This window comes from Ralstonia sp. SA306, from assembly GCF_054792405.1.
Genome location: NZ_CP096451.1, coordinates 2,323,923 through 2,343,124, shown reverse-complemented (window position 1 = coordinate 2,343,124; position 19,202 = coordinate 2,323,923). Strand labels below are relative to the sequence as shown.

General features: G+C 62.0%; 17 protein-coding genes. 13 read left to right on the top strand and 4 right to left on the bottom strand.

The genetic code is table 11. The features are described 5' to 3' along the window. Positions 1-34: 34 nt before the first annotated feature. The 13 genes from M1D44_RS11210 (at position 35) to M1D44_RS11150 (ending at position 13,659) form a co-directional block, all read left to right on the top strand. Positions 35-928, top strand: coding sequence for a LysR substrate-binding domain-containing protein (locus M1D44_RS11210; RefSeq protein WP_316853217.1), 894 nt, complete (start codon positions 35-37; stop codon positions 926-928). Positions 929-1,077: 149 nt separating this feature from the next. After that, positions 1,078-1,827 carry an SDR family NAD(P)-dependent oxidoreductase gene (locus M1D44_RS11205; RefSeq protein WP_461241607.1) on the top strand — a complete coding sequence of 250 codons (750 nt, stop codon included), beginning with the start codon at positions 1,078-1,080 and terminating at the stop codon, positions 1,825-1,827. A gap of 94 nt (positions 1,828-1,921) precedes the next feature. Further along, positions 1,922-3,232, top strand: a complete 1,311-nt coding sequence (locus tag M1D44_RS11200) for an MFS transporter (RefSeq protein ID WP_439004483.1) — start codon at positions 1,922-1,924, stop codon at positions 3,230-3,232. A gap of 50 nt (positions 3,233-3,282) precedes the next feature. Continuing rightward, the gene (locus tag M1D44_RS11195) at positions 3,283-4,134 is read left to right on the top strand and encodes a transketolase (protein ID WP_439004482.1); all 852 of its coding nucleotides are present in this window, start codon (positions 3,283-3,285) and stop codon (positions 4,132-4,134) included. Then, positions 4,131-5,132 (top strand): transketolase family protein, encoded by a 1,002-nt coding sequence (locus tag M1D44_RS11190; RefSeq protein ID WP_461241606.1) that lies wholly within the window; start codon positions 4,131-4,133, stop codon positions 5,130-5,132. The genes M1D44_RS11195 and M1D44_RS11190 overlap by 4 nt, the downstream gene beginning before the upstream one ends. Positions 5,133-6,225: 1,093 nt before the next feature. Continuing rightward, positions 6,226-6,516, top strand: coding sequence for a co-chaperone GroES (gene groES, locus M1D44_RS11185; protein WP_004629730.1), 291 nt, complete (start codon positions 6,226-6,228; stop codon positions 6,514-6,516). 104 nt (positions 6,517-6,620) lie between these two features. Continuing rightward, positions 6,621-8,264 carry a chaperonin GroEL gene (gene groL / locus M1D44_RS11180; RefSeq protein ID WP_024976459.1) on the top strand — a complete coding sequence of 548 codons (1,644 nt, stop codon included), beginning with the start codon at positions 6,621-6,623 and terminating at the stop codon, positions 8,262-8,264. Positions 8,265-8,495: 231 nt separating this feature from the next. Beyond that, positions 8,496-9,569: a YjgN family protein gene (locus M1D44_RS11175; RefSeq protein WP_112185636.1), complete on the top strand. Its 1,074-nt coding sequence runs from the start codon at positions 8,496-8,498 to the stop codon at positions 9,567-9,569. A gap of 26 nt (positions 9,570-9,595) precedes the next feature. Then, entirely contained in the window at positions 9,596-10,681 is a 1,086-nt protein-coding gene (locus tag M1D44_RS11170) for a M48 family metallopeptidase (RefSeq protein ID WP_316853220.1), read from the top strand. 119 nt (positions 10,682-10,800) lie between these two features. Beyond that, positions 10,801-11,247, top strand: coding sequence for a GtrA family protein (locus M1D44_RS11165; protein ID WP_024976456.1), 447 nt, complete (start codon positions 10,801-10,803; stop codon positions 11,245-11,247). A 221-nt stretch (positions 11,248-11,468) separates the two neighbouring features. Then, the gene (locus M1D44_RS11160) at positions 11,469-12,713 is read left to right on the top strand and encodes a pilus assembly protein TadG-related protein (RefSeq protein WP_024976455.1); all 1,245 of its coding nucleotides are present in this window, start codon (positions 11,469-11,471) and stop codon (positions 12,711-12,713) included. 9 nt (positions 12,714-12,722) lie between these two features. Next, entirely contained in the window at positions 12,723-13,220 is a 498-nt protein-coding gene (locus M1D44_RS11155; RefSeq protein WP_316853221.1) for a TadE/TadG family type IV pilus assembly protein, read from the top strand. Beyond that, positions 13,213-13,659 carry a TadE/TadG family type IV pilus assembly protein gene (locus M1D44_RS11150; protein WP_024976453.1) on the top strand — a complete coding sequence of 149 codons (447 nt, stop codon included), beginning with the start codon at positions 13,213-13,215 and terminating at the stop codon, positions 13,657-13,659. Before M1D44_RS11155 ends, M1D44_RS11150 begins: the two co-directional genes overlap by 8 nt. An 826-nt stretch (positions 13,660-14,485) precedes the next feature. Here M1D44_RS11150 and M1D44_RS11145 read toward each other — a convergent pair. From M1D44_RS11145 to M1D44_RS11130, 4 genes are all read right to left on the bottom strand, one after another. After that, on the bottom strand, positions 14,486-15,448 hold the full coding sequence (locus tag M1D44_RS11145) for a type II secretion system F family protein (RefSeq protein ID WP_316853222.1): 963 nt from the start codon (positions 15,446-15,448) through the stop codon (positions 14,486-14,488). Between the two features lie 70 nt (positions 15,449-15,518). After that, positions 15,519-16,496, bottom strand: a complete 978-nt coding sequence (locus M1D44_RS11140) for a type II secretion system F family protein (RefSeq protein ID WP_024976451.1) — start codon at positions 16,494-16,496, stop codon at positions 15,519-15,521. A gap of 64 nt (positions 16,497-16,560) precedes the next feature. Beyond that, positions 16,561-17,925, bottom strand: a complete 1,365-nt coding sequence (locus tag M1D44_RS11135) for a CpaF family protein (protein WP_316853223.1) — start codon at positions 17,923-17,925, stop codon at positions 16,561-16,563. 39 nt (positions 17,926-17,964) lie between these two features. After that, positions 17,965-19,173: an AAA family ATPase gene (locus tag M1D44_RS11130; RefSeq protein WP_316853224.1), complete on the bottom strand. Its 1,209-nt coding sequence runs from the start codon at positions 19,171-19,173 to the stop codon at positions 17,965-17,967. Between the last annotated feature and the right edge of the window lie 29 nt (positions 19,174-19,202).

Here is a 19,202-nt window from a genome sequence, read left to right as displayed (position 1 = left end):
CGCCAACTGCCCGCCGACATCGGCCACGCGAAAGATGCGCATTCCCCCAATGAAGGCGATCATCGCATTCGAGTCCGTCGCGCGGACCAAGAGCGTAAATCGTGCGTCCGAAGAGCTGGGGCTGACGGCCTCTGCCGTTAGCCATCAGATCAGCAACCTGGAGGCGGCGATCGGTCAGCCCCTGTTCTTCCGGCAAGGGAGAGGGCTCGTACTCACGCCCGTGGGCGAGCAGTATCTGCGTGAGGTGACGGGCGCGCTGGCCGAACTCAACCGTGCCACGGAGCGCGCCTCCAGCCGCGCCGATGTCGAGATTCTTCGCGTGCATTCCAGCCCGAGCTTTGGCCTGATGTGGCTGTTGCCCCGGCTCGCGGCATTCCAGGAGGATCACAGCGACATTCGGTTGAACGTGTCGTGTTCGTATGAAGACGTCTCGTTCACCAGCGGGTTCTACGACCTCGACATCCGCTACGGACACGCGCATTGGCGCGACGTGCAGATCAGGACGCTGCGCACCGAGCACATCGCTCCGCTGGCCTCACCGGCATACCTCGAACGGCACCCCGTGCAGTCGCCGCAAGACTTGCTCGCGCATCGGCTCATTCGGTCGGAGACGCCGATCGTGCAGTGGCAGCAGTGGTTTGCACGCGTTGGCGTCGAGCACATGCACGTGTCGTTCGACTTCGCCTTCGACCGTTCGTACATGTCGCTCGAGACTGCGGCGCTCGGCCTGGGCGTGGCGCTGGAAAGCACGTTGCTCGCATCGGTCCTGATCGACCAGGGCCGGCTCGTGCCGGTATTTGGCAAGGACCACGCGCTGGAGGTGGCGGGCCACCATATCGTCTTCCCACCCCAGAATGCCGAACTGCCGCGCGTGGCGCGCTTTCTCGCCTGGGTCGACCGGCAGGTCAAAACAGCACCGGGCGCCTAGCTTGCCGGGGCGCGATGGTGCGCCGCACCAGTGGCATGCCCGGCTTCATCTGAAAATTTCTCAGCCATAGTTGAATCCAACTGCGTTGATCGAATCGCCTGCTGGCACAACACTGCAGCCAACAAGATTCCAACAGCCAGGAGACAACGATGTTGCTTGAGAACAGGGTCGTGATCGTGACCGGTGCCGCTTCGCCGCGCGGTATCGGGCGGGCCACCGCAAAGGCACTTGCCGCACAAGGCGCGCATGTGGTCGTACTCGACCTGCGGCGCGAAGATGCCGAACAGGCGGCGCGCGAACTCGGTGAAGGCCACCTGGGCCTGGCCTGCGATGTGACCGATCGGGCTGCGTGCGATGCGGCTGCACAGGCCACGCTTGCCAAATACGACCGTATTGATGGACTCATCAACAACGCAGGCATCACCCAGCCGCTGCGCACGCTCGACATCCAGGCGGGCAATTTCGATGCGGTGGTCGACGTCAACCTGCGCGGCACGCTGTACATGTCGCAAGCCGTCCTGCCCCATATGAAGGCGCGCAAGCGCGGCAGCATTGTCTGCATGTCGTCGGTGTCTGCGCAACGCGGCGGTGGCATCTTCGGCGGGCCCCATTACAGCGCTGCCAAGGCAGGCGTGCTTGGCCTTGCCAAGGCCATGGCCCGGGAATTCGGCGGCGACAATGTCCGCGTCAATTCCATCACACCAGGGCTCATCCAGACCGACATCACCGGTGACAAGCTCACGCCCGAGATGCGCACCGAGATCATCAAGGGTATCCCCCTTGGCCGGCTCGGTGATGCTGCGGACGTTGCCAATGCGTGCTTGTTCCTCATCAGTGATCTGTCTGCTTACATGACAGGCATCACGCTCGACGTGAACGGCGGCATGCTGATTCACTAAACGACGCAACCTTCATCGCCACGGCTCGCATATCCGTGGCCTTCTTCGAGACACATGCACCCGGGTCCACCCGGGGCACATGGTAGGAGACACCATGACCACGAAGCTTGCTTCGCCCCTGCCGGGCGATGAGTTGGCGCGCACCGATGCGGCCACGTTCGAGTCCCGCACCTACGCCAAGGTCGCGCGCCGGCTCATTCCGTTCCTGATGATCTGTTATCTGGGTGCCTACCTTGATCGCGTCAACGTGGGGTTCGCCAAGCTGCAGATGCTCAACGACCTGCGTTTCAGCGAGACGGTGTATGGCCTGGGAGCTGGCATCTTCTTTCTCGGCTACTTCCTGTTTGAAGTGCCGAGCAATGTGATCCTGCACAAGGTCGGCGCGCGCAACATGCTGACGTGGGCCGCCATCTCGGCAGGCTTTGCCTTCGTGAGCACGCCGACGTCGTTCTACGTGCTGCGCTTTCTGCTCGGGGTGGCCGAAGCCGGTTTCGCACCCGGCGTCATCCTGTACATGACGTACTGGTTTCCGTCACAGCGCCGGGCCAAGGCACTGTCGATGTTCTTCATGGCCATTCCACTGGCTGGCATCGTCGGGGGGCCGCTGTCTGGCTACATCCTGCACACCTTTCACGATGTGGCGGGGTTGGCTGGGTGGAAGTGGCTGTTTCTGATCGAGGCTTTGCCGTCGCTGCTGCTGGGCGTGGCCATCCTGCTCTATCTGGACAACGGCATCGCCCAGGCCAAGTGGCTGACCGACGCAGAAAAGGCGCTGCTTGAGCGCAACGTCGCCGGTGACAACGCGCAGAAGACCGCGCATGGGTCGGTGGGCGCCTTCATCGCAGACCGCCGCCTGTGGCTGCTGGCCGCCATCTACTTCTGCGTGGTGCTGGGGCAATACGGGCTGACGTTCTGGCTGCCGACCCTGATCCGCAAGGCTGGCGTGGCCGATCCGCTGTGGGTGGGCGTGTTCACCGCGGTGCCGTACATCTGCGCCATCGTCGCGCTGCCCCTGGTCGGCATGAGCGCAGACCGCCGCCGCGAGCGCCGCCTGCATCTTGCCGTGCCGATGCTGGTGGCTGCCGCCGGGTTCGCTGCGCTGCCGTTAATTGGCAACGTGGGCGCAGCACTGGTGTGCCTGAGCATTGCTGCCGCCGGGATCCTGTCTTCGTCGTCGCAGTTCTGGTCGTTGCCCACGGCCATGCTGGGCGGCATGTCGGCCGCTGCGGGCATCGCTGCGGTCAACTGCTTCGCCAATCTTGCCGGATTCTTCTCGCCGGCCATCGTCGGGTGGCTTAACGACCTGACGGGTAAATCAACGGCTGGGCTGATCTTCATTTCCTCGGCCATCGTGCTTGGCGCTGTGCTGGTGTTCTTCGTGCCGGCCAAGGTCGTCAACCGTTGAGTCGGTGACTGTCTCTGCCTCGTGCTTCCCGCTTCATCACAGGAACCATCATGACTTCCACATCATTGCCCCCAACTGACGCCGTGCCCCTGGCCGAGCGCGCTTACCGAATCCGCCGCAACGCCCTGCTGATGGGCGAAGTGCAGGGCCAGGGCTATATCGGGCAGGCGCTCGACATCGCCGACGTGCTGGCCGTCGCTTACTTCGGCGCCATGCGCTATCGGCCAGAAGACCCCGACTGGGAAGGCCGCGACCGCTTCCTGCTCTCCAACGGCCACTATGCGATCGCGCTCTACGCCGCATTGCTCGAAGCCGGAATCCTGCCCGCCGAGGAACTGGAGACGTACGGCAGTGACGACAGCCGCCTGCCAATGTCCGGCATGGCCAGCTATACGCCCGGTATGGAGATGTCCGGCGGCTCGCTCGGCCAGGGGCTCACGATTGCCGTCGGCCGCTGCCTCGGGCTCAAACGCAAGGGCTCCGACGCGTTTGTCTACACGCTGTTCTCAGATGGCGAGCTGGATGAAGGCGCCGTATGGGAAGGCCTGCTGTCGGCCGCGCACTGGAAGCTGGACAACCTCATCGCCGTGGTTGACGTGAACAACCAGCAGGCCGACGGCCCATCGACGCAGATCATGGCGTTCGAGCCCCTGTTGCCCAAGCTGGAGGCGTTTGGCTGGTTCACGCAGCGCGTGGACGGCAACGACATCGATGCAGTTAAGGTGGCGTTCGATGCTGCACGCACGCACAAGGGTGCTCAGCCGCGCATGATCATCTGCGATACCCGCATGGGTTGCGGTGTTCCGTTCCTGGAGCAGCGCGAAAAGAATCACTTCATCCGCGTTGACGCGCACGAATGGCAGCTCGCGCTGCAAGCACTGGAAGCCGGGAGGACCGCATGAGCAGCACCGTCATCAACAAGCCCAAGCTGAAGACCTCGGCCATGATCGCCTCCATTGCGGGCGAGGGCCAGGCGACACGCCCGGCGCCGTTCGGCCATGCGCTGGCCGAGCTGGCACGCGTGAAGCAGAACGTCGTCGGCATGACGGCAGACCTGGGCAAGTACACCGATCTGCACATCTTCGCGAAGGAATTTCCGGACCGTTATTACCAGATGGGCATGGCCGAGCAGCTACTCATGGGTGCCGCCGCCGGGCTGGCCAACGAAGGCGCCCAGCCGTTTGTGACGACCTACGCTGTCTTCGCGACGCGTCGTGCATACGACTTCATGCATCAGACGATTGCTGAAGACAATCTCGACGTGAAGATTGTCTGCGCGCTGCCAGGCCTGACGACGGGCTATGGCCCCAGCCACCAGGCCGCCGAAGATCTCGCACTGATGCGTGCCATGCCCAACATGACCGTCATCGACCCGTGCGACGCGCTGGAGATCGAGCAGATGGTGCCGGCCATTGCAGCGCATGCCGGGCCTGTCTATGCGCGCCTGCTGCGCGGCAACGTGCCGGTGGTGCTTGACGAATACGGCTATCAGTTCGAACTGGGCAAGGCCAAGCTGCTGCGCGATGGCGCCGAAGTGCTGGTCATTTCGTCCGGCATCATGACGATGCGCGCGCTGGAAGTGGCCAAGGCGCTGGAGGACGACGGCATTGGCGTGGGCGTGCTGCACGTGCCGACGATCAAGCCGCTCGATACCGAGACGATCCTGCGTGAGGCACGACGCTCGGGCCGGCTCGTGGTGGTGGCAGAGAACCACACCGTGATCGGCGGCCTGGGCGAGGCGGTTGCCGGCACCTTGATGCGAGCTGGGGTGAGCGTGCCGTTCCGCCAGGTTGGGCTGCCGGACGCATTTCTCGATGCCGGGGCACTTCCCACCCTGCACGATCGCTATGGGATTTCCACGAACGTCATGGCATCGACCATTCGCGGTTGGCTAGATTGAAAGAGTGCACCTCTCGCTCCAGCGGGCAGCGGCACATTGGGGCGTTCCGCGGTGAGGTAGTGTCGACTGGTTCGCGTCCCGCCAGCTTCGAATGATGCTGAGGGCAGCCGCGTTGATCAGAGCACTCTCCTGCTCGCTGCCGAGCGGGGGAGTGCTCTGTATCGAATTTGGCCGCAAGAGCCAACGTCAGCGGCAGAGGATGCCAACCCCAGCGTAGTACGCAACGGCGTCACGCAGGAACTGCGCGGGGCTGACCCTCCTCTTATCCGGGGGCGTGGCTGTGAACGCGATGCGAGCGCGGGCATCTGCAGCCACGAAGAGCATTTCCTAGCCCGCGCCGTCCACCGAGTCGTGGTGGTTGCTGGTAACGCGGTGGCCGGCCGCTTGGTGCGTGTCCCGTGTGGTGCATTCCGGTCAACTCCACGATTAGCCGCAACGGCGTCCTGGCTGATAACGGTCGGCACTCCCGTGGACCCACCTGGACCACTGAGTCCCGCGATCGGATCGTCACACCGCTATTGCGTTGAAAGACTGGCTGTGGCGGTGTTGCCCTCCGGTAAAAATCTGGCGCACCCCACCTCTCCCGTTTTTGGTACCGCCGATGCCGACGCCATTTAGGAGGTGCTATTGGAGGATGGGTGGACCGCGCCTCCTTGTGCCCAGTGGTCTTGATCAACACTTCAACCGGGTGCGGTGCAGATTTTTTGAGATCCGTGAGGCACATTTATGGAGCTGCGAGAGGCTGCTCAATTTGAGTGAGCTTCGTTTTCAGAGAGCGGCGGCTCTCTTTCGTCACTGTGCCCTCATCACATCGAATACGCTAAATCATTGAGGATGAAGGGATTTTCAGTGCGAGGCCGGGGCGGCACCAGGCAGAGTTCAGAGTTGAGTGAACAAAGTTCAGAGTTGCGTGAATCTCGACCACAACAACTTCAGCCACCCCCCCTTCTTGAAATCGTAATACCCCGTCCCTATAATTAGCACTCGCCGGGCAGGAGTGCTAACAATGCCTCCACCCCCGATGCTTTCCCGATGCGCCGCGTCCCGCGGCGCGTTTTGTGAATAAACACTCACTTTGCATTGAGGAGTTTGTATGAACCTGCGTCCCTTGCATGATCGCGTGATCGTGAAGCGCCTGGACAACGAAACGAAGACCGCTTCGGGCATCGTCATTCCTGACGCCGCCGCTGAAAAGCCGGATCAAGGCGAAGTGCTGGCCGTCGGTCCGGGCAAGAAAGACGATAAGGGCAATGCGATCGCGCTGGACGTGAAGGTCGGCGACCGCGTGCTGTTCGGCAAGTACGCCGGCCAAGGCGTCAAGGTGGATGGTCAGGAAGTCCTGGTCATGCGCGAAGAAGACATCATGGCCGTGGTGGCGAAGTAAGCGGGCGCTCTGTCGCATCGGCTTACCAGTAAACCAATCCTCATTGTCTGCCCGGCGGATTCCCCCGGTGTAGGCAACATCCAAAGATCTCGGAGATTCTCAAGATGGCAGCTAAAGACGTAGTGTTCGGCGACGCCGCACGTGCCAAGATGGTCGAAGGCGTGAACATTCTCGCCAACGCAGTCAAGGTGACCCTGGGCCCGAAGGGCCGTAACGTGGTGTTGGAGCGCAGCTTCGGTGGTCCGACCGTGACCAAGGACGGTGTGTCGGTCGCCAAGGAAATCGAGCTGAAGGACAAGCTGCAGAACATGGGCGCGCAAATGGTCAAGGAAGTCGCTTCCAAGACCAGCGACAACGCCGGTGACGGCACCACCACCGCAACGGTGCTGGCCCAGTCGATCGTGCGCGAAGGCATGAAGTACGTTGCCGCCGGCATGAACCCGATGGACCTGAAGCGCGGCATCGACAAGGCTGTCGGCGCTGCCGTCGAAGAACTGAAGAAGATCAGCAAGCCGACGACCACCAGCAAGGAAATCGCTCAAGTTGGCGCCATCTCGGCCAACAGCGACGAATCCATCGGCCAGCGCATCGCTGAAGCCATGGACAAGGTCGGCAAGGAAGGCGTGATCACGGTGGAAGACGGCAAGTCGCTGGCCGACGAGCTGGACGTCGTGGAAGGCATGCAGTTCGACCGCGGCTACCTGTCGCCGTACTTCATCAACAACCCGGAAAAGCAAGTTGTCCAGCTGGACAACCCGTTCGTGCTGCTGTTCGACAAGAAGGTCAGCAACATCCGCGACCTGCTGCCGGTGCTGGAACAAGTCGCCAAGGCTGGCCGTCCGCTGCTGATCATCGCTGAAGACGTTGAAGGCGAAGCCCTGGCAACGCTGGTGGTCAACAACATCCGTGGCATCCTGAAGACCGCCGCCGTCAAGGCACCGGGCTTCGGCGACCGCCGCAAGGCCATGCTGGAAGACATCGCCATCCTGACGGGCGGCCAAGTCATCGCTGAAGAAGTCGGCCTGACGCTGGAAAAGGCAACCCTGAACGACCTGGGCCAAGCCAAGCGCGTTGAAATCGGCAAGGAAAACACCACGATCATCGATGGCGCAGGCGACGCCCGCAACATCGAAGCCCGCGTGAAGCAAGTGCGTGCCCAGATCGAAGAAGCGACCTCGGACTACGACCGTGAGAAGCTGCAAGAGCGCGTGGCCAAGCTGGCCGGCGGTGTTGCTGTGATCAAGGTTGGCGCTGCCACCGAAGTCGAAATGAAGGAAAAGAAGGCCCGCGTGGAAGATGCTCTGCACGCAACGCGCGCTGCCGTGGAAGAAGGTATCGTGGCTGGCGGCGGTGTTGCACTGCTGCGCGCCCGTGCGCTGATCTCCGGCCTGAAGGGTGCCAACCCTGACCAAGACGCCGGTATCAAGATCGTGCTGCGCGCCATGGAAGAGCCGCTGCGTCAGATCGTCACGAACGCTGGCGACGAGGCTTCGGTGGTGGTGGCCAACGTCATCGCCGGCCAGGGCAACTACGGCTACAACGCTTCGACCGGCGAGTACGGTGACCTGGTGGAGATGGGCGTGCTGGACCCGACCAAGGTGACCCGCACCGCTCTGCAGAACGCCGCTTCGGTCGCTTCGCTGATGCTGACCACGGATTGCGCCGTGGCAGAACTGCCGAAGGACGATGCAGCTCCGGCAATGCCGGGCGGCATGGGTGGCATGGGCGGCATGGACGGCATGATGTAATTTGCCTGTTCGGCAACCTGGCCCGGCCATTTTTCGGGATGGCTGTTCCAAGCAAAAAACCCCGTGGGTGCGAGCCCGCGGGGTTTTTTGTTGCCTGCTTTGTTAAGACGGCGTTAACGCTGCAATGCAGTGGGCTTCGCTACAATCGGCCCACCCGCGAGCCTCAGCGTCGTTAAGTATCGATCAGCGTCCTGAAGCGGGCACGACAACAACTCAGGGAAGGGAAAACAGATGAACGACATCGCACGCGAGTCCGTCCTGGGCAGCGCCCCCGCTCCGGCTGCGCCGCAGCCCTTGCGACTGCGCTTTATCGGCAGTGGCTCCGAATACTTCCGCATCTGGATCGTCAATCTGCTGCTGACCATCGTTACGCTGGGCATCTACTCGGCCTGGGCGAAGGTGCGCACGTTGCAGTATTTCTATCGCAACACGCAGCTGGCCGGTTCGAGCTTCGACTATCACGGCAGCCCGATCGCCATTCTGAAGGGCCGCGCGATTATTTTCGTACTGGCGCTTGCGTTCAACCTCCTGGGCCATTCGTCGCCGCTGCTGGGGTTGGCGCTGCTTGCATTGATGGCCGCTGCGTTTCCGTGGCTGCTCGTGCGCTCGCTGCGTTTCCGTATGGCCAATTCCAGCTATCGCGGCCTGCGCTTCGCCTTTACTGGCAAGGATGCCGAGGGCTACATGGTGTTTCTGGTGTGGCCGATTCTGAGCGTGTTTTCGCTCTACCTGCTGGCGCCGCTGGCGCATCAGCGCTTCAAGCGTTTCCAACACAAGAACACGCGCTTCGGTACCGCATCATTTGATTTCTCGGGCACGCCGGGCAACTTCTACGGCGTGTATCTGCGCACCTTCGGGTTGGCGGTGCTCGCCGTCGTGGTGGCTGGTGTGCTGTCGCTGTTGCTGGGGGTGTCGTTCCATCGCGCGCCGGGCATAGGTCAGATCTTCGGCTTCATCGTCATCGGGTTGTTCATGTATGCGGCGATGCTGTTCCTGACCCCGTACGTTCTGTCGCGCCTGCAGAACCTGGTGTGGAGCAACACGACGCTGGGCGCGCACCGCTTTCAGAGCCAGGTCGGTGCAGGCAAGCTGTTCTGGATCTTCGTGTCGAACGCCGTGATGATCGTGATCACCGTCGGCCTGTTCACGCCCTTTGCACGGGTGCGTACTGCACGCTACAAGCTCGAATCCGTGACGATGTTTGCGTCGGGCTCACTCGACACCTTCGTTGCTGGCGAGACCACCAAGGTGAGCGCCCTGGGCGACGCCACGGTGGACTGGTACGACATCGACATCGCGCTGTAAGCGCGCTGCAGGCAAAGGCAACCCCTGTGATTATCGCGACCTACTTCGACGGCCGTACCTCGCGCGCGCAACCCGTGCGCCTTGCCGTCGAGGCGGGCGAGGCGGTGCTGTTCGACGCGGAGGGCACGGCGCTGCGCCGCGCGCCGCTCTCTACGCTGCGGGTGTCGGAGCGCGTGAAGCATGCACCGCGCTTGATTACGTTCGAGGACGGCGCGTTCTGCGAGATCACCGACCCGGCGGAGCAGGCATCGCTGAATGCGCTGCTGCATCGCACCGGCTATCGCGAGGGCTGGGTCGTGCTGGCGCAGAACAGCTGGAAGCTGGCGCTGGGCGCGCTGCTGGCCATGGTGGTGGTGCTGGCGCTGGGCTATCGCTACGGCTTGCCGTGGGGCGCCAAGGTGGTGGCCAATATGGTGCCGCAGCGCGCCGAGGCACAGCTCGGGCGCAGCACGCTGAAAGCCATGGACGAGCGCTGGCTCCGGCCCAGCAAGCTGCCCGCCGCGCAGCAAGACCGCATCCGTGCACGGTTTGCCGCCCTGCACAGGCCGCCGCAGGCCACGCACACGTATCACATTGTTTTTCGTGATGCCGACATCGGCGCCAATGCCTTTGCGCTGCCCGGCGGCGACATTGTCGTGACTGACGCGCTGGTCAAGCTGGTGGGTGAGGGCGATGGCCTGACGGGTGTGCTGGCGCACGAGGCAGGTCACGTTGAATATCGCCACGGGCTGCGGCAGGTGATTCAGTCGTCGGCCATTGGAGCCACGGCGGCGCTGCTGTTTGGCGATGTTTCGACCATTCTGTCAGGCGTGCCGGCGGCGCTGCTGACGCTGCGCTATTCGCGTGACTACGAGCGCGACGCCGACCACTATGCCGCGTTGCTGCTGCAGGAGAACGGCTTGTCCGTCGGTGCGTTTGCCGACGTGCTGCAGGCGCTGGAAGACACGCATGGCGGCACGCGCAAGGCCGATGCCACGAAGAAGGCCGACGCCGCCAGCGATGACGATGCCTCGGCGTTCTTCTCGTCTCACCCGCTGACGCGCGAGCGCATCGACACGCTGCGCCGCTTTGACCGCACGCACGGCGGCAGTGACAACGGCGACGCGGACTGACGCGTCACGCACTCCGCTCGTCACGCTCGTCTAATTCCCGGCTGCTTCGTCATCCGTTTGATCGATTTCCCCCCTGCCTCGGGCCACCAAGAATGGTGACAGAGGGACGGGGGGACATCATGCGACACGCTGAATCGGGCGTCATGAACGCATTGGCGGGTGTGCTGCCGCCCACGCTTGTACGGCGGTTGCCGGACCGCACGATGGTGACCCGCGTGTTCCGCTTCGGGGTCTCCGGTGTTGTGGCCACCGGCATGCATGTTGCCATCGCCACCACGCTCATCAACGGTTTTTCTGCCTCTCAGGTGACGGCCAACGGCGTTGCGTTCATCTGCGCCAACGTCTGCTCGTACCTGCTCAACGCGCTGTGGAGCTTTTCGGCCAAGCCCGGACGCGCGAACTTCTTGCGCTTCTACGCCGTCTCGCTGCTCTGCTTGGCGCTGACGCTTGCGATCTCGTGGCTAGCCCAGACGTTGGGCCTGAGCTACTGGGTCGGGCTTGCGGCGATCTTGTCGGTGGTGCCGCCGCTCACCTTTTTATTGCATCGGTTCTGGACGTTCCGCTAGCGGAGGGCAACATGGGCTGCCTGCACAAACCGCCCGCAATGCAAGCCACCAAGCGGCTTCGCGTTTCATCGCTGAATCATACCTACGGCCAGTTTCGGACTGCGTCTGTGGCGGCTACAACTGACGATAAGGGACGGGGAAATCTGCAAGCGACCGGCGAGCCGCGGCAGGTAGTCAGTACAACGCCCGATAGCCACTCACACCGGCGGAGGCGAAGGCATATGCGCGCGCATACCAAACAGAGAGAACGAGGGGCGGTGCTCCCAATGGTCGGCTTGACCCTTGCCGTGTTGCTGGGAATGGCAGGCCTGGTCATCGACTTGAGTGGCTTGTTCGTGGCCAAGACGGAGCTTCAGTCAGCGGTGGATAGCTGTGCCTTGTCAGCGGCGCAGGAACTGGATGGTGCATCGGATGCACTGACTCGGGCAACGAATGCGGGGCTGACAGCGGGCAACGCCAACCGCGTCGTCTACCAAGCATCGTCCGCATCGTTGGCGAACGCGGATGTCACGTTCAGCACGGCACTGAACGGCACCTACAGCGCGGCCGGCGTGGCGTCGAGTTCGTCGAGCTATGTCAAGTGCACGCATACCAAGAGCGGGATCACGGCACGCCTGATCAAGTTCGTTGGTGGTGCCACCAGCAATGCCGTTGCTGCGCTGGCGGTGGCCACGCGTGTACATGCGCAGAGCACGTGCCCCATTCCAGTGGCCCTGATCCCAAAATCCGGGGGTACGGCTCCCAACTATGGTTTCCAGATCGGTGAGTGGGTCAGCATGCTGTACTCCGGCGGGTCCACTACACCGGGTGAGATGGGTTGGTACAACCTCGACGGCTCCACCAATGCCAACGAGACGAAAACCGAAATGGATCAGGGCTATTGCAATTCCAAGATCGGTGATCAGTTGGGGACACCTGGTGCGAAGGTCTCTGTTGACGACAACTGGAACGGGCGCTTTGGCATCTACAAGAACAAGTCAAACGCATCGCAACTGCAGCCGGATTTCACGGGCTACTCCTATACGTCGACCAATTGGACGAACACGGTGCCGCAGAACGCCTACAGCGGCACACCTGCTGCGGGCTCTGACCCGAGCGCTGCCAATTTCAAGAGCAAACGGCTTGCCTATGCCAACTACGACGATACCGGGACGAGTGTCACCGGCGGCGACAAGATCACCGGGCTCAACGTCAAGGGCGGCTACAAGAGCCTCGCCACCAGCGGGAACAGTGGCGATTTGGCCACCTATGGGGTGAATCGGCGCGTTGTCCTAGTACCCGTCATCTCATCCGCGTCAAAGATCATCGACTACGCCTGCATGCTGATGTTGCAGCCCATTGACGGTGTCCACAACACGCCGCAGTTTGAGTTCCTGGGCAACGCAGGGGGCACCAGCAGCCCGTGTTCACCCAGTGGCCTGGCGGGCGGCAGCAAGGGCCCCTTGGTTCCAGCATTGGTGCAGTAGGAGCGAACCATGAAGACGCGACAACGACAACAGGGCGTGGCGCTGGTCGAACTGGCCATCATGCTCAGCCTGCTGCTTGCCATCACCTTTGCGGTAACGGAGTTCGGCCGGGCCATCTACACGTACAACACCTTGGCCAAGGCCACACGAGACGCCACCCGTTACCTGAGCACGCAGGCCGCCGGCAACACGACCTCCTATACGACTGCAACAAATCTGGCGGTCTATGGCACGCCGACGGTCGGCAGCACGCAAGTGCCGCTGGCACCGGGGCTGACGTCCAGCATGGTTTCCATATGCGATGCGTCCAACACGAGCTGCACGTCCAACATTGCACAAGGGACCAACCCTGCCATCAACACCGTCACCGTCACGATCTCGGGCTACACGTTCAACCCGGTGATCGACATGATGGCGTTCCTGCGTTTCTATGCAGGCGGCACCGGGTCGATCACCTCGTTTCCGTTTGGGAACATCTCAGTGACCATGAGGCAGTCCTATGAATAAACATCAGAAAGGTACGACGGCGGTTGAGTTCGCCATTGTGGTGGCGCTCTTTCTGACGGTGCTGCTTGGCATCCTCGACTTTGGGCGCATTCTCTTTACCTGGAACGCCGTGGGAGAAGCGACGCGCTGGGGGGCGCGACAGGCGGTGGTCTGCGGGCAGGGCTCGACATCTGTGTTGAGCAAGATGCAGACCATTCTTCCGACGCTCACGTCTGCGAATGTGTCAGTGCAGTGGTACGACACCAGTGGGGTGGTGAGCACCAGTTGTGATGCTACGAGCTGCGGTGGTGTTGCAGTCAGCGTGACCGGTATGACGGTGGCGCCTTATTCGCCTGCTACCTGGATTGGCTTTTCTCAGCTCGCTGTGCCCGGGTTTTCCACTTACTTGCCGCGAGAGGTCATGGGGCAGGATCCTAATAGCAGTAGTGTTTGCTCCTGAATGGCGTTGGTCGGGTTCACTTTTTTTGTGGGGGATGGGCCTGGTGGTTCATCCCCTTTTTCGTTCCCTGCCGGGCCTGAACCACTTTCTTGGTCTTGCCAAGGGAAGCCGGCAAAGATTGATGGGCCCGAGATGGCGAAGCCTCCTTGAATTTATGTTGTAGTGAGGGGAAGGGAAAAACTCACTGCGCTCAGGCAGTTTTCCTTCCTTCTTTCCTCCCAGCAACAGAATCCAAGGCGTCTTCAATGGCAGGGACGGCCAAACCGTCGAGAGTTCGGCGTTGCTTTGGTCGCCGTGTAGGTGGAGTGGATTTTTGGTTCTGGCGCCATGTTCGGCGCAACAGAGAAAAAGGCCAGCTCATCGTGAGGTTGGCCTTGTCGTTTGGGCTGGTGTCCAGAGGGGTTGGCCTTTGACTTCCCTGCCGAGATGGCACCTTGAATTTCTGCAAGCGGCCAGGAAAAAGGTGGGGAACTGTCTGAGCGAAGCGACTTTCCCACCCTTTCCCTGGTGACAGAAATGCAAGACGAAGTCGCTATCTCGGGCGCATCAATCTTTGCCGGCTTTCTTTGGCAAGACAGTGAGTCAGCCCCGGTAGGGAATGAAACAGGGATGGGCCACAAACGCCCGCCCCGGTAGCGCGCGAAGGGAAGGCACACCACTAAGCGCAACCTCGAAGCCGAAGCCAGCAACACGAAGCCCAATCCCAAACGCTAAAGATACAAAGGAAAAAACCCGGCGCGCGTCCGGGAACAGGACCACCGCGCTAGCACATACGCCAGGTGATAGTCCGGGGGCCTTCACCACCAGCTATATTCGCGCGTGCATGTCAGCCTCCCGAGCCTGTCATGGTCGGCAGCAGCACACGGTAGATCTGGATGAATGCTGGGCCGAGCAACACCAGCAGCAGCGTCGGGAAGATGAAGAAGATCAGCGGGAAGAGCAGCTTCAGCGCGATCTTGGCGGCCTGTTCTTCGGCACGCATGCGGCGCTTGGTGCGCAGCATGTCGGACAACACGCGCAGCGAGTCGGCAAGGCTGGTACCGAAACGGTCTGCCTGGATCAGCATTGATGCAAACCGGTCGACGTCTTCCACACCGGTGCGCAGCGCCAGGTTGGTGAGTGCCTTTTCCTTGGGGAACCCGGAACGCAGTTCCAGCAGCGTGAGTTCCATTTCTTCGGCCATCACGGGGCAGCGCAGCGCGAGTTCGTCCGACACACGCATCATGGCCGCGTCCAGGCCGAGCCCGGCTTCTACACACACCGTGAGCAGATCGAGCATATCGGGAAACTCTTCAAACACATCGCGCTGACGATGCTCGACCTTGCGTGCCAGTGCCGCATTGGGCACGTAATAGCCAATGGCGCTCAGTAGCCCCAGAACAGCGAGGACCACCTCCTGGTCGTGATGTTCCGGCCGGCTGCTCAGCACCAGCAGTGCGGTCAGCGGGAAGAGGATCGCCAGCACCGTCTTCACACCAAAGTACAGCGACGGCGCCCACGGTTGCCGCCAGCCGGCATTCATGAAGCGGATGCGCAGTTGCGAGTTCTCCCAGCCGTCTTTGGGCAACGACAGTTGCGAGACCGGCTTGGCCCAGGTGGCCAGTTTCTCTACCCAGGCATGGTCGGGGACGCCGGCCAGGTCTGCGCCCACGGTCTGGCCGCCGATCTGTTGCATCCGGCCGCGCGCGCGGTTCGCAGAGAACAGGTGCAGCAGCCCAAGTGCACCGCCAAAGGCAGCCACGAAGATCAGGGCCAGAATGAAATATTGATTGGAATAGAGCGTTTGCATGATCGTCTCCCCCCAAGAAAACGAGGTCACGTTGTCAGGTCAGGTCACTGTGCTGCATATCGCACGTCCGTCAGACCCGGATGCGGATGATCTTGCGCATCCAGATCAGCCCCATCACCATGTTGAGCATTGCCAGGCCGATCATCTTCAGCCCCATCGGGTCCGTCCATAGCACCTTCATGAAGTCCGGATTGACGATGAGGATCATGCCGGCGGTGCCGAAGGGCAGCAGCCCGAGAATCCATGCCGACAACCGCCCTTCGGCTGACAGCACGCGGATCTTGTCGTACAGCTTCAGGCGCTCGCGCACAAGGTTGCCGATGGTGTCGAGAATCTCCGCCAGGTTTCCGCCGCTTTCGCGCTGGATGAGCACGGCAATCACGAAGTAGCGCAGGTCATTGACGGGCACTCGCTTGGCGAGGTTGGTCAAGGCTTCATCGAGCGACACGCCGTAGTTGATTTCTTCGAATGTGGTGCGGAACTCGGGGCCCATCGGCTCCTTGATCTCCTGCCCGACCATGCCTAGCGCGCTGGCGAAGGAGTGGCCGGCGCGCAGTGCACGGGCAATCATGTCCACCGCGTCGGGAAGCTGCGCCTCCAGCTTCTTCAGGCGTTTGCGCCGCTGCGATGCGATGTGCAAGACCGGTAGCGCAGACATGAGCAGCGCGCAGGCCGTCACGATGCCAAACGGGAACGGCAGCAACGCACCGACTGCCAGTACTCCGACGCCGATCAGGATGGTGTATCCCAGGAGCTGCGCAACCGACCAAGCGCTGCCGGATTGCTCCAGCCAACGGTCGATCGTGCTCACGCGGGGCAGGCTCATCAACCAGCGCTGGAACTGCGGTGATTCGCTCAGCAGGCGTTTCTTGAGAATCGAGAGCTGCTCGGTGCCGACGTGTCCGCCCGCGGACAGCGCACGGATGCGGGCATCAACACGCTTGGCCTCGGGGCCGTGGTAGTTGTTCCACCACTGGTAGACCCCCTCGATGCAGAGCACGACGGCCGCGAACAGCAGGATTGCGAACGCGTAGAAGATTTCGTTCATTTAGGGTGCCCCCGTTTCTAGATCGCGCTTGGACCACACTGGTGGTGGCTTTGACTTCAAGCCTTTAGACCTCAAAGTGCCTTTGCGGGTCAAAGGTCTCGTCTGGCAAGCCCACCCCGAACACGCGCAGCCGCTCGGCAAATTTCGGATAGACCCCCGTGGCGCGGAAGAGCCCCTTGACGGAGCCGTCTTGCGCGATGCCCGTGCGCTGGAAGGTGAAGATTTCCTGCATGTTGATGACATCACCTTCCATGCCGGTGATCTCCTGGATGCTGATGACTTTGCGGCGCCCATCCGTCAAACGCGCAACCTGGATGATCACGGTGATGGCCGAAGCGATCTGCTGCCGGATTGTTTTGGGTGGCAGGTTCAGGCCCGCCATGTTCACCATGTTTTCCATGCGCGTGAGCGCATCGCGCGGGGTGTTGGCGTGCACGGTGGTGAGTGACCCTTCGTGGCCGGTATTCATGGCATTGAGCATGTCCAGGGCCTCGCCGCCGCGCACTTCGCCCAGGAGGATGCGGTCTGGCCGCATGCGCAGGGCGTTGCGCACCAGTGCACGCTGCGTGATCTCACCTTTACCCTCGATGTTGGGCGGGCGCGTTTCCAGGCGCAGCACGTGCGGTTGGCGCAGTTGCAGTTCTGCGGCATCTTCGATGGTGACCATCCGCTCGTCGGCCGGGATGAAGCCCGAGAGGATGTTCAGGAGTGTGGTTTTGCCGCTGCCCGTGCCGCCCGACACCAGCACGTTCACCTTGGCTTGCGACAAGGCTTGCATCAGCTTGGCCATGGGCGGCGTGAGTGTCTTGAGATCGATCAAGTCCGACACCTGCAGCGGGTTGGTCGCAAACCGGCGGATCGAGAGCAGCGGGCCATCGATGGCCGAGGGCGGAATGATGGCGTTCACCCGCGAGCCATCGGGCAGCCGCGCATCCACCATCGGGCTGGTTTCATCAATGCGACGGCCCACGCGCGAGACGATCTTCTCGATCACCTTCATCAGGTGTGCATCGTCGTAGAAGGTGACGTCGGTAAGTTCCAGCTTGCCGCGGCGTTCGACGTAGACCTGCTTTGCCGTGTTGACCAGGATGTCGGACACCGTTGGGTCCTGCAGCAGCGGCTCCAGCGGGCCGAAGCCGAACATCTCGTCATACACATCGGTAGTCATCTGCCGGCGCTCGGTGTCGTTGAGCAGCAGCTTTTCTTCGTCGATGATGTTGTTGACCAGGGCGCCGATCTCGTGGCGCACCTGCTCGGTCGGGAAACGGGCCAGCCGTTCCAGATCCACGCGGTCCAGCACCACTTCGTGCACGGTTTTCTTGAAGTCCCGATAGGCCGGATGGCCCGCCACGCTGTGGTGGTGCGGTGCGTGTCCGTTCATGGACATCGGCGCGTGGTCCGGGCGGGAGAGTTGTTCGCGGATCGACATGATGGGCTCCGTCTGACTGGCGAAATGGACAGGAGAAACTTAGGCAATGTTCGGAGACGACGTCTTGGCCCGCGAGAAGAACTTGCTCAAGGAGAAGCCCTTCTCTTGCGATGCGTGACGATCGTTCTCGCGCGCTGTGGCGAAGACGTTGGCTAAGGCCATGAGCGCCTTGGCCATGGCGCTGCTGCGGTGATGCTGGGCAATGGGCATGCCCTGGCAGATGGAGTCATCCACCGAGGCCGCATCTTCGGGCAGCACATGAAAGAGCTTCTGTCCGAAGACTTGCTCCAGCGTGCTGCGTGGTAGCTCGTCACGCTTGCCATGCCGGTTGACCAGGATGCGCAGCTTTTCGGCGGGGTAATGCAGTCCGTGCAGGATATCCAGCAGGCGCCGCCCCGTGCGCGCAAAGGCAATGGTCGGCTGGACCACGACGCAGATCTGGTCGCAGTGGTCGAGCACCGCAATCGACAGCGGGTTGATTGCTTGCCCGACGTCCACCAGGATGAAGTCGTAGATCGGTGACACCAGCGAGAGCACGTACTCGATCTTGTCCTTCTTGATCTCGCCCGCCTTGATGGGGTCGCTGGCGCCGGCCAGGACGTCAAAGTCCTTTGCCACGCGTGTCAGACACGCTTCCAGGAAGGCATCGTCCAGGCGGTCGACCTGTGCGCACACTTCGGACAGCGTGGCGGGTGGTGTCTTGTTGCTCACCAGAAAGTGCGTGTCGCTGAACTGCGTGTTCAGGTCGATCAACAGCACGCGCTTGTGTTCATGTGCTGCCAGCGTGTAGCCGACGTTGCTGGCGATGAAGCTGGAACCGGCGCCGCCCTTGCTGGAGATGAAGGCAATCACGCGCGCTTCCTCTCGCGTTCTCGGGATGTGGTTGGTTTCCAGCCGCGTGAGCGCTGTCGTCAGTTGGGCGCGTTCCAGCGGCCAAGTCAGGATGTCACTGACGCCGGCGCGCAGTGCGCGAATCAAGTCGTCGCGCTCCTGGGTTTGCGTGACGAGGATGCAGGGCAGGTCAGCGAACTGCTGCCGCAGCAGTTCGATGCTCAGCATCTGGCTGGGGCCACTGCTTGGCTGGTCGATGATGAGCGCATCCGCGCCGCGCAGTTGGCAGGCATGCGTGGACAGGCTGCCCGGTGCCGCATGCAGGTGCATGACCTGGTAGCTGCCGGCGGCGGCTACCAGGCGTGCAAGGTCAGCCAGGCGTTCACCGTCTTCGGAGGCAATCAAGATCTTGAGCATGGCAAAGCTCCCCGTTCGATCGTGTGTTC

Excerpts from the sequence above, each read along its gene's own strand:
- M1D44_RS11210 (WP_316853217.1), top strand. The coding sequence starts at position 35 with ATGCGCATTCCCCCAATGAAGGCGATCATCGCATTCGAGTCCGTCGCG.
- M1D44_RS11205 (WP_461241607.1), top strand. The coding sequence starts at position 1,078 with ATGTTGCTTGAGAACAGGGTCGTGATCGTGACCGGTGCCGCTTCGCCG.
- M1D44_RS11200 (WP_439004483.1), top strand. The coding sequence starts at position 1,922 with ATGACCACGAAGCTTGCTTCGCCCCTGCCGGGCGATGAGTTGGCGCGC.
- M1D44_RS11195 (WP_439004482.1), top strand. The coding sequence starts at position 3,283 with ATGACTTCCACATCATTGCCCCCAACTGACGCCGTGCCCCTGGCCGAG.
- M1D44_RS11190 (WP_461241606.1), top strand. The coding sequence starts at position 4,131 with ATGAGCAGCACCGTCATCAACAAGCCCAAGCTGAAGACCTCGGCCATG.
- groES (WP_004629730.1), top strand. The coding sequence starts at position 6,226 with ATGAACCTGCGTCCCTTGCATGATCGCGTGATCGTGAAGCGCCTGGAC.
- groL (WP_024976459.1), top strand. The coding sequence starts at position 6,621 with ATGGCAGCTAAAGACGTAGTGTTCGGCGACGCCGCACGTGCCAAGATG.
- M1D44_RS11175 (WP_112185636.1), top strand. The coding sequence starts at position 8,496 with ATGAACGACATCGCACGCGAGTCCGTCCTGGGCAGCGCCCCCGCTCCG.
- M1D44_RS11165 (WP_024976456.1), top strand. The coding sequence starts at position 10,801 with ATGCGACACGCTGAATCGGGCGTCATGAACGCATTGGCGGGTGTGCTG.
- M1D44_RS11160 (WP_024976455.1), top strand. The coding sequence starts at position 11,469 with ATGCGCGCGCATACCAAACAGAGAGAACGAGGGGCGGTGCTCCCAATG.
- M1D44_RS11155 (WP_316853221.1), top strand. The coding sequence starts at position 12,723 with ATGAAGACGCGACAACGACAACAGGGCGTGGCGCTGGTCGAACTGGCC.
- M1D44_RS11150 (WP_024976453.1), top strand. The coding sequence starts at position 13,213 with ATGAATAAACATCAGAAAGGTACGACGGCGGTTGAGTTCGCCATTGTG.
- M1D44_RS11145 (WP_316853222.1), bottom strand. The coding sequence starts at position 15,448 with ATGCAAACGCTCTATTCCAATCAATATTTCATTCTGGCCCTGATCTTC.
- M1D44_RS11140 (WP_024976451.1), bottom strand. The coding sequence starts at position 16,496 with ATGAACGAAATCTTCTACGCGTTCGCAATCCTGCTGTTCGCGGCCGTC.
- M1D44_RS11135 (WP_316853223.1), bottom strand. The coding sequence starts at position 17,925 with ATGTCGATCCGCGAACAACTCTCCCGCCCGGACCACGCGCCGATGTCC.
- M1D44_RS11130 (WP_316853224.1), bottom strand. The coding sequence starts at position 19,173 with ATGCTCAAGATCTTGATTGCCTCCGAAGACGGTGAACGCCTGGCTGAC.